Raw genomic sequence first — 15,009 nt, 5'->3', positions numbered from 1 at the left:
AATATGAAATATTTGTGAACAAACTTATCATTAGTTTTAACCCGAAGGGGTTTAGCTCAAGTCTTGCGGCTCTATATCGAGCGACCAACGAACTTTTTTCGCGGCGGGTAACATATTAATTGCCGGCTTCGCACTCATTAATAGCTTCTGCATAAGTGAGCGAGTTTGGGTTTGCAAAATCAACTGCCAGCGAGATTTACCCGCTCGCTTCGCCAGTGGCGCAGGGGTTGGGCCTAACACCATGCAATATTGGTCAAACAGTGGGTGTGATTCCAGTGTATGACGAACCTGACGTAGGAACTCTTCCACCAAGCGTGTGTCGTTCGCCTCTGCTCTAAATAGCGTCATAAAGGTGTAAGGTGGCAACATCGCTTGTTTACGCTCTGCTAAGGCCGTTTGAGCAAAGTGGTTATAGTCTTTGTGCAGCAATGCTTGCAGTAATCCGTGCTCTGGGTGGTGCGTTTGTAAGATCACCTCACCAGGCTTACTCGCACGACCTGCGCGACCTGCCACTTGAATGAACAACTGAGCAAGACGCTCAGAGGCTCGGAAGTCACTGCTGTATAAAGAGCCATCGACATCTAATAACGCCACGAGTGTCACGTCAGGGAAGTGGTGGCCTTTAGCTAACATCTGGGTGCCGATAAGGATCTGGTATTCACCTTTGCGAATCGATTCGAGTGCGCTCTCTAGGCTGCCTTTACGGCGAGTGCTGTCACGGTCAATACGAATGGTTTTGTATTCTGGGAATAGCTGACCAAGTTGCGCTTCCAACTGTTCGGTACCCACTCCGACCGTGACCAAGTTTGCTGAACCACAGCCTTGGCAGTTATGCACAATATGTTGCTGCGAGCCACAATGGTGGCAGCGCATTTCGTTGCTGTATTGGTGATAGGTGTAGTAGGCATCACAGCGCTTACACTCGGCTGTCCAACCACAATCGTGACACATCAATGCCGGAGAAAACCCTCGGCGGTTGAGGAACAGCATCACTTGGTTGCCAGATTTCAGGTGTCGTTGCATCTCGGCGATCAATGATGCAGACAAGCCACTTTCTAGGTATTCACCTTTCACATCCAACACTTTATTGGTGGTGGGTAGTGCGACACCGGCACGTGAGGTCAGAGTCAGGTGGCTGTACTTACCGATTTGCGCGTTGTGCAGTGTTTCGAAAGCTGGGGTTGCAGAGCCTAATACCACTGGAATCTGCGCTTTGTGCGCACGCATGATCGCCACATCACGAGCATGGTAGCGTAGGCTATCTTGCTGCTTATATGAGGCGTCGTGTTCTTCATCGACAATAATAATGCCCAAATCGGCAAACGGCGTGAACAGAGCTGAGCGAGTACCTATCACAATGCCGGCAATTTTATCGCGAGCCGATAACCACGCATTTAGGCGCTCTGAATCGTTTAGACCTGAGTGGACAACCTCAACAGGCACATTAAAGCGTCGCTTAAAGCGGTTAATGGTTTGTGGTGTTAGGCCAATCTCTGGTACCAGCACTAACGCTTGTTTACCCTGGTCGAGAATCGGCTTAATCATATTTAGGTAGACTTCCGTCTTGCCTGAACCCGTGACACCTTCTAACAGGAAGCAACCAAAGCTGTTTTGACTATTTACCGTTGCAATTGCGATGGCTTGCTCTTCGTTGAGCTTAGGTTTGTCCTGGTCGTTTTCGAGGTCGGCTGGCCATGGCTGTCGTTTCGGCTTCTTCTCAACCGATTCAATCCAACCTTTTTCTCCCAGTGTTTTGAGAACAGCGCTGCCTACCTCTTGGTCGATGAACTCTTGATGAGGAACGGCACCGTGCTCCAACATGTGCATGACTTTAGCTTGCTTGACCGCGCGACCAAAGCCTTGCATTAACTGATCTCTGCCTGACGGCGTTAGCTGCCACTCAACCAAAGTTGCGAAGTCTGCCGCTTTGCCTTTGCGTAAAGCTCTGGGTAGGGCATTGGCAAAGGTTTCGCCAAGTGGGTATTGATAGAACTGACTGCACCACGTTAATAGTGAGTAGACAGAGTCCGGCCAAACCGGCTGGTTATCTAGCAACGCTTTAATCGGTTTGAGTTTGTCTAGTTCGAATTCTGATTCGTTAACCAGAGCCGTGACAATCCCAGTTAAGGTTTGTCGTCCAAAAGGCACAGAGACTCGACCACCAATAATCGGAAATAGGTGGCTTGGAATCTTGTAATCGAACTGCTTGTCGAGTGGGACAGGCAGCGCCACACGGGCAATCATTGGACGCATAAAGGGACGGCTTTATCTGAGTTGACGAGAGCGAACAGTCTAAAGGATAAGGCGGTTAAATTCGAGAAACAGTTTGGCTGACAAGGGGAAGTGAGTGCCTGAAAGTCGCTGCCGCCAAAGAATTTCAATAGATGAAGAAAATAATATCAATATTGGCGAAAAATGTATCAAATCAGTTGATCCTACTTCACAGATTCATTACTATACTGCACCTTAAAGGTATGGCTTCGTCGCGCTTTAGTGATGAGCGGTGTCTTTATTTCTTTTTTAAACTACGTGTGGTGTGCGGCTTAGAATCGTATAGCGACACGGCCTACTTGAGGTTATCCCATGAAAGCTGGAATCCACCCAGAATACAAAGCAGTTACTGCTACTTGTTCTTGCGGCAACACTTTTGAGTTCAACTCAACGCTAGCAAAAGAATCAATCCACCTAGACGTATGTGACAAATGTCACCCGTTCTACACTGGTAAGCAACGTATCGTAGATACAGGCGGCCGTGTTGATCGCTTCAACAAGCGTTTCGGTGCTCTTTCTAGCAAGAAGTAATTCTCGCTATTTAGACATAAAAAGGACACTTCGGTGTCCTTTTTTGTTGCCTGAAATTTGAGAAAATACAGACTTTCCCCTCAAGCTTTCATTCTCTCCTACACCAAGCAGCTTGCCTCTATATTGAAGGGTAATTCTTCGCTTATTACTCATCACTGCAAATCCGCTCGAAAGTTCAACAAGCGATAGTAATTTCAACTGCTCACTGGTCTTATTAGTAGTGAAATCTCGTTTTTTAATGAGACAGAGGCCTTTACCACCTAGGAACTTTGAAGTACATCCATTAACATGAACAAGATCCCCCTAATAATAATATCCTAGGAACCTACACCTATGTCTGAAGACAGCCGCCAAGATCAATCCTCTCAAGAATTATCACCTCAAGAACAATTCCGTCAGCAAGCTCTTGATTATCATGAGTTCCCAATTCCAGGCAAAATTGCCATTGAGCTGACGAAGCCTGCAAACTCTGCAGAAGACCTAGCACTTGCATACAGCCCAGGCGTGGCTGAGCCTGTTCGTGAGATCGCACAGAACGTTGATAACGTTTATAAGTACACAGGTAAAGGCAACATGGTTGCAGTTATCTCTAACGGTACTGCGATTCTTGGCCTAGGTAACCTTGGTCCAATTGCTTCTAAACCAGTAATGGAAGGTAAAGCGCTACTGTTTAAGCGTTTCGCTGGTTTAGATTCTATCGATATTGAAGTAAAACACCGCACAATCGATGAGTTTGTCGATACAGTTGCGAACATCGCAGATACATTCGGCGGTATCAACCTAGAAGACATCAAAGCACCAGACTGTTTTGAGATTGAACGTCGCCTGATTGAGCGTTGTGATGTACCAGTATTCCACGATGACCAACACGGTACTGCGATCGTAACAGCAGCAGGTATGCTGAACGCGATCGAGCTTCAAGGTAAGAAGCTAGAAGAGTGTAAGATCGTTTGTTTAGGTGCTGGCGCAGCGGCGGTTGCGTGTATGGAGCTACTGATTAAGTGTGGCGCTCAGCGTGAGAAGATCTACATGCTTGACCGTAAGGGTGTGATCCACACTCGTCGTGATGATCTGAACGAATACAAAGAACTATTCGCAAACAACACAGATAAGCGTATGCTTGAAGATGTTATCGAAGGTGCTGACCTATTCTTGGGCGTATCAGGCCCTAACCTACTACCGGCAGAAGCACTAACATTAATGGCTGATAAGCCAGTTGTGTTTGCATGTTCAAACCCAGATCCAGAGATCAAGCCTGAGCTTGCTCACGAAGTTCGTTCTGACCTTATTATGGGTACAGGCCGCAGTGATTACCCTAACCAAGTAAACAACGTACTTTGTTTCCCATTCATTTTCCGTGGTGCACTTGATGTGCGTGCAAGCGAAATCAATGACGAAATGAAGCTTGCAGCGGTTAAAGCCATTCGTGAACTGGCGAAAGAAGAAGTGCCAGCGGAAGTATTAAAAGCAGCGGGTGAGACGTCACTTGAGTTCGGTAAGGGTTACATCATTCCTAAGCCAATGGACCCACGTTTACTTCCTCGCGTAGCGAAAGCAGTAGCAGAAGCGGCCGTTGAATCTGGCGTTGCGCGTATCGAGATGCCTGCTAACTACATGGCATAGAAGCATATGGCATAGCGACTGGATGGAGTAGTCGCTTGTTATAGCGGTTGCTCCATAGAGCACAAATAATAAAAAACCGACTCATCTGGAGTCGGTTTTTTTATGTCTCTTATTCACAGAACACTGATAAGACGAATCAGTAATGTGAACATTCAGCTAAAGCGAATCAATATTGAAGGCAGTGACTGAGTTATTGTTATTCTTCGTCAAACGCTTCGAACTCGATGCCCATTTCTGTCATCAGTTTTTTCACTTCAGCAGGGATATCATCTGGGCGGTCTTTACGAAGGTCTTCATCTGTTGGCAGTGGTTGGCCTGTGTACGCATGTAGAAAAGCTTCACACAGTAGCTCACTGTTTGTTGCATGGCGCAGGTTGTTGATCTGGCGGCGAGTACGCTCGTCAGTAAGCACCTTTAGCACTTTTAAAGGGATAGAAACTGTAATCTTCTTTACTTGTTCGCTTTTCTTTCCATGCTCAGCATATGGGCTTATGTATTCACCATTCCAGTCGGCCATTGCGTACCTTCATCACTTTAGTTGTTAGATTAAATTAATAGTGGTGATTTTAGCGGGATTTACCGCCATAAGCAAAGACATATAGACGTCTAGAAGTGTTGACGTCTCACGTTTATGAAAGTAAAGTGGATAACATATATCTAACACAGCCGCAAAATGCCGACAAGCAGCTGTGACTCTCAGACGCAAACTTGTAAGGAAGCACCTATGAGCAGCCGGAAGCCAGCAACAATCGCAGTACGTACTGGTATCGAGTCAGACACGCAACACCATGCCGTTGTCCCACCTATTTATCTTTCGACTAACTATGGGTTTCCCGCTTTTGGTGAAGTGCCAAAGTACGATTACACCCGTTCAGGTAACCCAAACCGCGGTTTATTAGAAACGGCACTGTTTGAGCTTGAATCGGGCAAAGGTGCAGTGGTTACTAACTGCGGTACTTCTGCACTTAACTTATGGGTTTCTGCTTTCTTAGGCAGTGATGATCTGATTGTCGCACCACACGACTGCTATGGTGGTACTTACCGTTTGTTTAACACTCGCTCACTAAAAGGTGACTTCAAAGTTCTGTTTGTTGATCAATCGGATCAAGCGGCACTGGATGCGGCGATCGCGCTTAAGCCAAAGTTGATCTTAATTGAAACACCATCGAATCCTTTAGTTCGTGTAGTTGATATTGCAGAAACTTGCCGTAAAGCGAAAGAGGTTGGTGCTCTGGTTGCTGTCGACAATACATTTTTGACACCAGTGTTCCAAAAGCCTTTAGAGCTGGGTGCGGATTTTGTTATCCACTCAACGACTAAATACATCAACGGACATTCAGATGTGATTGGTGGTGTGGTGATCACTAAAACAGAAGAGCACGCTGAAGAGCTAGCATGGTGGGGTAACTGTATTGGTGCGACCGGCACACCATTTGATAGCTACATGACGCTACGTGGCATTCGTACGTTAGGTGCTCGTATGCGAGTTCACGAAGAGAGTTCACGTGAAATTCTGGCGTCTCTGCAGCAGCAAGATCTCGTTGGTACAATTTACCACCCAAGCCTTCCTGAACACCCAGGTCATGATATCGCGAAGAAGCAGCAGTCTGGCTTTGGTTCAATGCTGAGTTTTGAGTTTGCGGGCTCATTCGAGGCGCTTAAGTTCTTTGTCGATAAGTTAGAGCTGTTCTCTTTGGCGGAGTCGCTGGGCGGTGTTGAAAGCTTGATTTGTCACCCTGCGTCGATGACGCACCGTGCGATGGGTGAAGAAGCACTGGCAGAAGCGGGCGTTTCTCAACAGTTGCTGCGTCTTTCTGTTGGCCTTGAAGATGCTGAAGATTTGATTGATGACCTCAAGCAAGCGTTTGAAAAAACACAAGGCTTTATCGCTGAAGGGGAGGGGTAACAATGGCAGCCTTTCGCCAGCTACATAAATTTGGTGGTAGCAGTTTAGCAGACCCTGAGTGTTACTTACGCGTGGTCAACATTCTTAGAGAGTATTCATCAGCAACAGACTTAGTGGTTGTTTCGGCAGCAGGCAAAACCACTAACCGTTTGATTGAGTTTGTAGAAGCGCTTGATAAAGATGGGCGTATTGCTCATGAGTGCCTACAAACCCTTCGTCAGTTCCAGCTTGAACTGATTGAAGCACTGCTTGAAGGTGAGCCTGCAGAGCAACTTACGGCGACTATCCAACAAGAATTTACCGCTTTGGGCGAGCTAACGGCTCCTCTAAGCGAAGCACAAAAAGCGCAAGTCCTAGGTCACGGTGAAGTTTGGTCTTCACGTCTGTTAGCTGCTTTGTTGTGCCAACATGATTTACAAGCTGTCGCACAAGATGCTCGTGCTTTCTTACGTGCAGAAGTGGGCGCTCAGCCTGAAGTGGAGCGTGCTCGTTCTTATCCTCTGATTAAAGAAGCGTTAGCGCAACATGCCCATTGTCGTGTGGTGATTACCGGCTTTATGGCGCAAAATACTGAAGGTGAAACCGTATTACTTGGTCGCAATGGTTCAGACTATTCAGCAACCGTGATTGGCGCTTTAGCTGAAGTGGATCGCGTAACGATTTGGAGTGATGTAGCAGGCGTATACAGTGCTGACCCTCGCTTGGTGTCGGATGCGTGTTTACTGCCTCTACTTCGTCTTGATGAAGCGAGTGAACTCGCTCGTCTTGCCGCACCTGTGCTTCATAGCCGCACACTACAGCCAGTCGCGCAAAGTGCGATGGATCTGAGCTTGCGTTGCAGCTATCAGCCAGAGGCGGGCTCTACACAGATAGAGCGTGTATTGGCATCGGGTCGTGGTGCAAAAATCATTACCTCTCTGGATGAAGTGCTGATTGTGCAACTGACGTTTGGTCACGGGCACGATTTCGACCGTCTAGAAAGTGAGGTGCTTGAAGGGCTTAAGCGTGCTCAACTAGAGCCGCTGGCTTATGAGCTAGAACCGGATCAACACTGCTTGCGTCTCGCGTATACAGAAGAGATCGCTGGTGGCGCTCTAGAGTACCTACAAGATCACGCGATTGAAGCTGAGATTAAGCTGAAAGAGGGCTTCTCTCTTATTGCTGCTGTAGGTGCGGGCGTAACGAAGAACCCTAACCACTGCTACGGTTTTTATCAGCAGCTAAAGAGTTCATCGGTTGAGTTTATCTCTGAAGCGAACTCTGGTCTGAGTTTAGTGGCAGTGATTCGTAAGAGTGAAACATCGAGCCTAGTGAAGGGCATTCACTCTCAACTATTCCAAGCGCAGAAGCGTGTTGCGATTGCCTTGTGTGGTAAGGGTAACATTGGTTCAAGCTGGTTAAGTCTGTTTGCTGAGCAAAAGGCTGAGCTCGAAAAGCGTCGCGGAATGAACTTTGAATTGGTTGCTGTGGTTGATAGCCAAACCTATTGGTTCGACGACCAAGGTATCGATGCAACCTCTGTCGGTGAGCGCTTTGATGACGAAGCGATTGCTAACAATGGAAACGACTGGCTGGAGCGTTTAGGCTCTATTCAGGGCTACGACGAAGCTGTGGTTTTGGATGTTACTGCCAGCCAAGCTCTTGCAGAAAAGTATCTACAGATTGCTCAGCAAGGCATTCACTTGATCTCGGCGAACAAGGTGGCAGGCTCCGCATCAAGCGAGTATTACCATCAGGTTCAAGATGCGTTTGCTAAGATCAGCCGTCACTGGTTGTACAACGCGACCGTTGGTGCGGGCTTACCAATTAACCACACGGTACGTGACCTACGTGAAAGTGGCGACGATATTATTGCGCTGTCGGGTATCTTCTCAGGCACTTTGTCTTGGTTGTTCCAGCAGTTTGATGGCACGGTGCCGTTCAGCGAGCTGGTGGATTTAGCATGGCAACAAGGCCTGACAGAACCAGACCCTCGTGCTGACCTCGATGGTTCAGATGTGATGCGTAAGTTGGTGATTCTGGCTCGTGAGTCGGGCTTAGATATCGAACCTGAAAACGTAAAAGTGGAATCACTGGTCCCTGAAGAGCTGCAAGACCTATCGGTGGATGACTTCTTTGACAAAGCTTCTGTGCTGAGTGAGGAGTTGGCTGAGCGTTTGGAGAAAGCGCATTCTCAGCAAAAGGTACTACGTTACGTCGCGCGTTTAGAGAAGAACGGCAAAGCAACCGTAGGTGTTGAAGCGTTATCGAAAGAGCACGCTCTGGCGAACTTGCTGCCTTGCGACAATATCTTTGCGATTGAGAGTAAATGGTACAAAGATAACCCATTGGTTATTCGTGGCCCAGGTGCTGGACGTGAAGTGACGGCTGGTGCAATTCAGTCTGATTTGAACCGAATGTCGAGCCTGTTCTAATACTCAAATCATTTGCTATGGCACTTAAATAGCATACTCTTCACTAAGATAAATAAGGCTGAAAGCACGATGTGTTTCTCAGCCTTTTTTCTTCCTTATTTCTGCTTTGCGACCCATCTAACGACTTGAGTTTTACTCACGATCTACTTGAAAAAAATTCATAATGGATCTGTTGACATTAAATCGTATTCAATACATCCTGTGGACATATAGACGTCTAAACGTCGTTTGAGGATTTGAGATTTTAGTGGTTGCTTTTGCCACAGGGAGAGTAAGATGGGATACACACACGCTAGTCATATCGACGCTTTAAATCAGAATATCGCTGAGCTTTCTGACAACATCAATGTGTCATTTGAGTTTTTTCCACCAAGCAGTGAAAAGATGGAAGAGACCCTGTGGAATTCTGTTCACCGTCTTAAAACGCTTCAACCAAAATTTGTATCAGTGACCTACGGTGCAAACTCGGGTGAGCGTGACCGTACCCACTCAATCATTAAAGAAATCAAGAACCAAACAGGTCTAGTTGCTGCGCCGCACCTAACGTGTATTGATGCGAGTCGCGAAGAGCTGATTCAAATTGCTGACGATTACTGGGCAAATGGCATTGAGAGTATCGTTGCGCTGCGTGGTGATATTCCACCAGGTGGCGGAGCGCCTGAGATGTACGCATCTGACCTCGTTGAGCTACTCAAGTCTCGTCACGACTTTGATATTTCAGTGGCGGCATTCCCAGAGGTTCACCCTGAAGCGAAAAGCGCTCAATCAGATCTTATCAACCTAAAACGTAAAGTGGATGCCGGTGCAAACCGTGCCATCACTCAGTTCTTCTTTGATGTAGAGAGCTACCTACGTTTTCGTGACCGCTGTGTAGCGGCTGGCGTTGATGTTGAGATTGTACCGGGTATCTTACCAGTTTCTAACTTTAAGCAAGCGTCTCGCTTTGCTGCGATGAATAACGTAAAAGTACCAGGCTGGATGGCGAAGCAATTTGAAGGCTTGGACGATGATCCAACGACTCGTCAGCTTGTTGGTGCTAGCCAAGCGATTGATATGGTTCGTACACTGAGCCGTGAAGGTGTGAAAGACTTCCACTTCTACACGCTAAACCGTGCAGAAATGACTTACGCACTTTGCCACACGTTAGGTGTTCGTCCGCAAGTCGCTGCGCTTTAAGTAAAGCTTAAGCTCCTGTAAAGCATCGCTGTTTAATTCAAATCCTACAGATACAAAAAAGGCTTGGACTCTAAGAGTTCAAGCCTTTTATTTTTCTATCAGCTTCTAGCTTCTAGCTTCTAGCTTCTGCTTAAGCGATAGCACCAAGTTCAAGCAATACTTCTTCAGCCCATACAATCCATGCTTCACGGATAAGTAGGTTACGACGAAGCGTTAGACGCTCAAGACGAGCTTGCTTGTCTAGCGTTGCTGGTGTTGCGTAGTAAGCCGCTTCGATTTCACGGTAATGAGAAACCAATTTGCGAGATTCTTCTACAAGTTCAGAAAGTTGTACACGGTACGCGTCAGAAGGTTGTACAGCACAAGCCATTAGCTTAGCTGAGAATTCGTCACGAACCGTTGGGTGTGCAGTCGGCTGTTCAAACCATTCACCCAGAGCACTACGGCCAGCATCGGTGATAGAGTAAACTTTACGATCAGGTTTGCCTTCTTGAGGTTCAAGCACGCAAGTTACCTGTTCGTTCTGAGCCATTTTATTTAGCTCACGGTAAACTTGTTGATGGCTAGCTTTCCAGAAGTAACCGATGCTTGCAGAGAATTCTTTTGTGATATCGTAACCAGTAGCGTCGCGTGTACTTAGAACGGTTAAAATTACGTGTGGTAATGACATGTCTGAAATCCAAATGGTAAACAGTAAACAAATACTTAAACATCAAGTGTGCTTCTAGTGGCACGTTATATTGGTTATGTTTAAGTTGTACCAACTCATGGGTTGGTTATGTCACCTTACAAAGCCGTTTATCACCTAGGTCGACCAGTTTATTGGTCAAAGTACTGCAGATTATGATTATTGAGTGTTTCCGCAGTGGAGCAGTAGTATATCTAAATAATAAGCATAAAGTAGAATACATGGATAAAATAACCCAAAAAACTGATAAAAAACTCATCATGGTCATTTTGTTGAAATAAAAAGGTCGCACGAGGCGACCTTTTGTCTATCTTATAGTAGAAATCACTAATTAACCGGTATTTCGCATGCCTGCAGCAATGCCTGCAATAGTCACCATTAGCGCCTCTTCTAACTCAGCTGGTGGTGTTTCGCACTTACGAGTACGGTACAGCAGCTCAGCTTGAAGCATGTTCAATGGCTCTACGTAGATGTTACGTAGGCGAATCGACTCAAGCCCCCAAGGGTCGCTCTGCATTAGGTTCTCGTTGTTCTCTACATTTAGTACGGCTTTGATATCTTTTTGTAGCTGTTCACGCAGCAATTCACCTAACGGTAATAGCTCTTCGTCAACAAGACGTTGGTCGTAGTACTTAGCGATTTCCATGTTGCACTTCGAGTACACCATTTCCAACATACCCAAACGAGTTGAGAAGAATGGCCATTCACGACACATCTCTTCAAGTAGCGCTTGATGCCCTTGGTCAACTGAGTATTGAATCGCTTCACCAGCACCTAACCATGCAGGAAGTACCAAGCGGTTTTGGCTCCAAGAGAAGATCCATGGAATTGCACGTAGGCTTTCTACACCACCGTTCGGGTTACGTTTAGCTGGGCGAGAACCTAGAGGCAGTTTACCTAGCTCTAGTTCTGGTGTTGCTTGACGGAAGTACGGAACAAACTTCTCTTCACCACGAACCACGTTACGGTAAGCCTCACAAGAGACTTGAGACAGCACTTCCATTAGGTCGCGCCACTCTTGTTTTGGCTCTGGTGGCGGCAGAAGGTTCGCTTCTAGAATCGCACTTGCGTAAAGGTTGAAGCTGTTTACAGCAACATCTGGCAAGCCAAGCTTAAAGCGGATCATTTCGCCTTGCTCAGTTACACGTAAACCGCCTTTCAAGCTCTTAGGTGGCTGAGAAAGAAGAGCTGCGTGCGCTGGCGCACCACCACGACCAACCGTACCGCCACGACCGTGGAATAGAGTCAGTTCAATGCCTTCTTCATCACAAACCTTAACTAGCTTATCCATTGCATCGTATTGAGCCCAACCTGCAGACATTACGCCCGCATCTTTCGCTGAGTCTGAGTAGCCGATCATTACCATTTGGTGGTTTTGGATGAAGCCACGGTACAAGTCGATACTCATCAGCTGCTTCATTACCGCTTCTGAGTTGTTCAAGTCGTCCAGTGTTTCGAACAGTGGACACACGTCCATGCGGTATGGGCAGCCACATTCTTGCAGTAGCAAGTGAACAGCCAGTACATCTGATGCTGTACGCGCCATAGAAATCACGTAAGCACCGAAGGCTTCACGAGGTTGAGCAGCAATGACCTTACAGGTGTCTAAAACCTCTTTAACCTGTTCAGATGGCTCCCAATCGCGAGGAAGCAGCGGGCGCTTAGAGCTTAATTCATTGGTTAAGAAAGCAATCTTGTCTTGCTCGCTCCATTGGTCGTAATCACCAATGCCTAAGTAGCGAGTCAGTTCAGACAGTACATCTGAGTGACGGGTACTTTCTTGACGAACATCGAGACGAACTAGATGTACACCGAACGCTTTTAGGCGGCGCAAGGTATCAAGCAGAGAACCGTCTGCGATTACGCCCATGCCACACTCGTGCAGCGATTGGTAACACGCGTAAAGCGGAGTCCAAAGTTGGTCGATGTTCTGTAGTGTTTCTTTCTTCGGAACTTCAGTGTCATGCAGTTTTGCATCTAGTACTTCTAGTGTGTTGTTCAGTAGAGTGCGTAGGTTCTTCAGGATTGCACGGTAAGCTTCATGCTCATCACCGGCTAGTTCACGAACCGCATCATTACACTTAGTCATCGACAGTTCGGTAATCAGCTCGTTTACGTCACCTAGGTAAAGGTCAGCGGCTTTCCAGCGAGATAGGCGCAGAACCTCTTTGGTAATAGTGTGCGTTACGAATGGGTTACCATCGCGGTCACCGCCCATCCAAGATGAGAAGTGAACTGGACGTGCATCAATCGGCAGGCCTTCACCAAGGTAGCCTTTTAGTCGACCATCCATTTCACGCAGGAAATCAGGCACAGCTTCCCATAGCGAGTTTTCTACAACCGCAAAGCCCCATTTCGCTTCATCAAGTGGTGTTGGGCGTTGCTGACGAATCACATCAGAGTGCCAACCTTGAGCGATAAGTTGCTCTAGGCGACGTTCGGTTTTCACGCGCTCTTTGTGTGATAGGTCGCTTAATTCTAATTTAGACAGACATTCGTTGATCTTCACCAGCTTGTTGATCATGGTGCGACGAGTGATTTCTGTTGGGTGTGCAGTCAAAACGAGCTCAATGTTCAGGTCGCGAACAGCTTGAGCTGCATCTAGCTTGCTGATGTCGTTTTGGTTTAATTTGGAAAATAGAGATTGCAGCACGTCTGGTTCGCAAACATGCTCCTCACAGTGGCGAGAGATGGTGTGGTATTGCTCTGCCATGTTGGTGAGGTTGAGAAATTGGTTAAATGCACGAGCAACAGGAGTGAGTTGTTCGTTCGGCAGGTTTTTGATTTCTTCAACTAGGCTGTCACGGTCAGCTTTGTTGCCTGCGCGGGCGGATTTGGAAAGTTTACGGATAGTTTCCACTTTCTCTAAGATAACGTCACCATGTGCATCTTGGATTGTGTTACCTAGCAAGCGTCCCAGCATGCTTACGTTACTCTTGAGAGCGGCGTATTTCTCGTTCATTGTCATCCTGCCTCGTAAAAAAATTACATCCATTGTTCCTTGTTAAGTACACAATCTAGCGAAAACTGCTGTATCTAGTCAAATAAAGCATTCTAAGTTTGCAATTATTAGTTTTCGAAATGCGGGAGAAGTAAATTTTCCAAGACTTCGGAATAAAGTGAAATTTAATTACAAGATCAGGCTTTGGCAGGGATAACAGAATAAAAGCCACCTTTTAGGGCAGCTTTTATAAAAAAGTATCGCAAGGGTGGCAATAACTAGAAACAATATTTACGAATAGATTTACCCAGTACGTCAATCGTTGGGTCGATAAAATCAAAGCTTAAGAATTCATCCGGTTGGTGAGCTTGGTCGATTGAGCCCGGCCCCAGAACTAAGGTTGGGCAAAGTTCTTGGAGGAAAGGTGCCTCGGTACAGTAATTCACGGTTTGTGATTCAGTTTCGCAAACGGATTCCATGCCGCCGATAAATGGGTGGTCGTGCTGACACTCGTAACCTGGGATAGGTTCGTGCAGTGGCGTAATCTCAATTCTGCCCGGCCACTTCGCTTCCACTTCTTTGAGTGCGCTGCGCAGCATGTTATCTAAACCGTCTAAGCTGATACTTGGTAAAGGGCGCACGTCGTAGTGCAGTTCACAACAACCACAAATACGGTTAGCGCTGTCACCACCATGAATATGACCTAGGTTTAGTGTCGGGCTTGGAATTGCGAACCCTGGGTGGTGGTACTCTTTAATTAATTTGTCGCGCAGCTGCATCAAAGCAAACAGCACTTCATGCATGATTTCGATAGCGTTAACGCCTAATGCTGGATCTGAAGAGTGACCTGATTTACCGGTTACGCGCACTGCATTCGCCACGTGACCTTTGTGCCCGCGAATCGGTACTAGGCTGGTCGGTTCACCAATGATGCAGTAATCCGGTTTAAACGGTGCGTTTTCAGTGAAATGACGCGCACCTAGCATGGTGGTCTCTTCATCACAGGTTGCCAATACATAAAGTGGCTTCGCCTGTTTACTCCAATCCATCTTTCTTACTGCTTCATAGATAAAGGCGAAAAAGCCTTTCATGTCGGCAGTACCTAATCCGTAGAAGCGATTGTTGTGTTCTGTCAGTGCGTGAGGGTCGAAATTCCAACGCCCTTCATCAAATGGCACGGTATCACTATGTCCAGCCAGCAATAAGCCGCCTTCGCCTGAGCCCATTTTTGCGATCATATTATGCTTGCCAGGCTCAACTTCCACGACTTCTACGCTAAAGCCCAGATCTTTAAACCATTGAGCCATTTTTTCGATCACTTTCTCGTTGCCATGATCCCAGCTTGGATCCGTAGAACTAATAGAGTCGGTGGAAATTAGGCCTTTATAGACCTCAAGGAAACTCGGTAATTGCATAATATCTTCACTTCTACTATTGACAGGAAAACTATAAGTCGGTA

General features: G+C 46.8%; 10 protein-coding genes. 5 read left to right on the top strand and 5 right to left on the bottom strand.

Features of this window, described 5'->3' with window-relative positions:
• Positions 1 to 51: 51 nt before the first annotated feature.
• The gene (priA, locus tag OCV52_RS14520) at positions 52 to 2,253 is read right to left on the bottom strand and encodes a primosomal protein N' (RefSeq protein WP_137406911.1); all 2,202 of its coding nucleotides are present in this window, start codon (positions 2,251 to 2,253) and stop codon (positions 52 to 54) included.
• 330 nt (positions 2,254 to 2,583) lie between these two features.
• Between priA and rpmE the strand changes: the two genes are divergently transcribed.
• Complete coding sequence (gene rpmE, locus OCV52_RS14515; protein WP_004737142.1) at positions 2,584 to 2,802, top strand: 50S ribosomal protein L31; 219 nt, start codon at positions 2,584 to 2,586, stop codon at positions 2,800 to 2,802.
• A gap of 333 nt (positions 2,803 to 3,135) precedes the next feature.
• A complete protein-coding gene (locus tag OCV52_RS14510) occupies positions 3,136 to 4,425 on the top strand; it encodes a malic enzyme-like NAD(P)-binding protein (RefSeq protein WP_137406910.1) in 1,290 nt (429 codons plus the stop codon).
• A gap of 196 nt (positions 4,426 to 4,621) precedes the next feature.
• Here OCV52_RS14510 and metJ read toward each other — a convergent pair whose 3' ends face one another.
• Complete coding sequence (gene metJ, locus OCV52_RS14505) at positions 4,622 to 4,942, bottom strand: met regulon transcriptional regulator MetJ (RefSeq protein ID WP_004415993.1); 321 nt, start codon at positions 4,940 to 4,942, stop codon at positions 4,622 to 4,624.
• A 207-nt stretch (positions 4,943 to 5,149) separates the two neighbouring features.
• Between metJ and OCV52_RS14500 the strand changes: the two genes are divergently transcribed.
• The 3 genes from OCV52_RS14500 to metF all read left to right on the top strand — a co-directional run bounded on the left by OCV52_RS14500 (position 5,150) and on the right by metF (position 9,921).
• Positions 5,150 to 6,331, top strand: coding sequence for an O-succinylhomoserine (thiol)-lyase (locus tag OCV52_RS14500; protein ID WP_137406909.1), 1,182 nt, complete (start codon positions 5,150 to 5,152; stop codon positions 6,329 to 6,331).
• A gap of 2 nt (positions 6,332 to 6,333) precedes the next feature.
• Positions 6,334 to 8,745 carry a bifunctional aspartate kinase/homoserine dehydrogenase II gene (locus OCV52_RS14495; RefSeq protein WP_137406908.1) on the top strand — a complete coding sequence of 804 codons (2,412 nt, stop codon included), beginning with the start codon at positions 6,334 to 6,336 and terminating at the stop codon, positions 8,743 to 8,745.
• A 276-nt stretch (positions 8,746 to 9,021) separates the two neighbouring features.
• The gene (gene metF, locus OCV52_RS14490) at positions 9,022 to 9,921 is read left to right on the top strand and encodes a methylenetetrahydrofolate reductase (protein WP_004737146.1); all 900 of its coding nucleotides are present in this window, start codon (positions 9,022 to 9,024) and stop codon (positions 9,919 to 9,921) included.
• A gap of 130 nt (positions 9,922 to 10,051) precedes the next feature.
• Here metF and OCV52_RS14485 read toward each other — a convergent pair whose 3' ends face one another.
• The 3 genes from OCV52_RS14485 to argE form a co-directional block, all read right to left on the bottom strand.
• Positions 10,052 to 10,591 (bottom strand): PadR family transcriptional regulator, encoded by a 540-nt coding sequence (locus OCV52_RS14485; protein ID WP_008219678.1) that lies wholly within the window; start codon positions 10,589 to 10,591, stop codon positions 10,052 to 10,054.
• Between the two features lie 349 nt (positions 10,592 to 10,940).
• Positions 10,941 to 13,577, bottom strand: coding sequence for a phosphoenolpyruvate carboxylase (gene ppc, locus OCV52_RS14480; RefSeq protein WP_171731011.1), 2,637 nt, complete (start codon positions 13,575 to 13,577; stop codon positions 10,941 to 10,943).
• Positions 13,578 to 13,828: 251 nt separating this feature from the next.
• Complete coding sequence (argE, locus tag OCV52_RS14475) at positions 13,829 to 14,965, bottom strand: acetylornithine deacetylase (protein WP_137406907.1); 1,137 nt, start codon at positions 14,963 to 14,965, stop codon at positions 13,829 to 13,831.
• Positions 14,966 to 15,009: the final 44 nt, after the last annotated feature.

It is taken from the genome of Vibrio chagasii (genome assembly GCF_024347355.1).
Classification (GTDB): Bacteria; Pseudomonadota; Gammaproteobacteria; order Enterobacterales; family Vibrionaceae; genus Vibrio; species Vibrio chagasii.
Note: the sequence above shows the minus strand (reverse complement) of the source record. Positions and strands in the feature narration are given on the sequence as shown.

Excerpts from the sequence above, each read along its gene's own strand:
- priA (WP_137406911.1), bottom strand. The coding sequence starts at position 2,253 with ATGCGTCCAATGATTGCCCGTGTGGCGCTGCCTGTCCCACTCGACAAG.
- rpmE (WP_004737142.1), top strand. The coding sequence starts at position 2,584 with ATGAAAGCTGGAATCCACCCAGAATACAAAGCAGTTACTGCTACTTGT.
- OCV52_RS14510 (WP_137406910.1), top strand. The coding sequence starts at position 3,136 with ATGTCTGAAGACAGCCGCCAAGATCAATCCTCTCAAGAATTATCACCT.
- metJ (WP_004415993.1), bottom strand. The coding sequence starts at position 4,942 with ATGGCCGACTGGAATGGTGAATACATAAGCCCATATGCTGAGCATGGA.
- OCV52_RS14500 (WP_137406909.1), top strand. The coding sequence starts at position 5,150 with ATGAGCAGCCGGAAGCCAGCAACAATCGCAGTACGTACTGGTATCGAG.
- OCV52_RS14495 (WP_137406908.1), top strand. The coding sequence starts at position 6,334 with ATGGCAGCCTTTCGCCAGCTACATAAATTTGGTGGTAGCAGTTTAGCA.
- metF (WP_004737146.1), top strand. The coding sequence starts at position 9,022 with ATGGGATACACACACGCTAGTCATATCGACGCTTTAAATCAGAATATC.
- OCV52_RS14485 (WP_008219678.1), bottom strand. The coding sequence starts at position 10,591 with ATGTCATTACCACACGTAATTTTAACCGTTCTAAGTACACGCGACGCT.
- ppc (WP_171731011.1), bottom strand. The coding sequence starts at position 13,577 with ATGACAATGAACGAGAAATACGCCGCTCTCAAGAGTAACGTAAGCATG.
- argE (WP_137406907.1), bottom strand. The coding sequence starts at position 14,965 with ATGCAATTACCGAGTTTCCTTGAGGTCTATAAAGGCCTAATTTCCACC.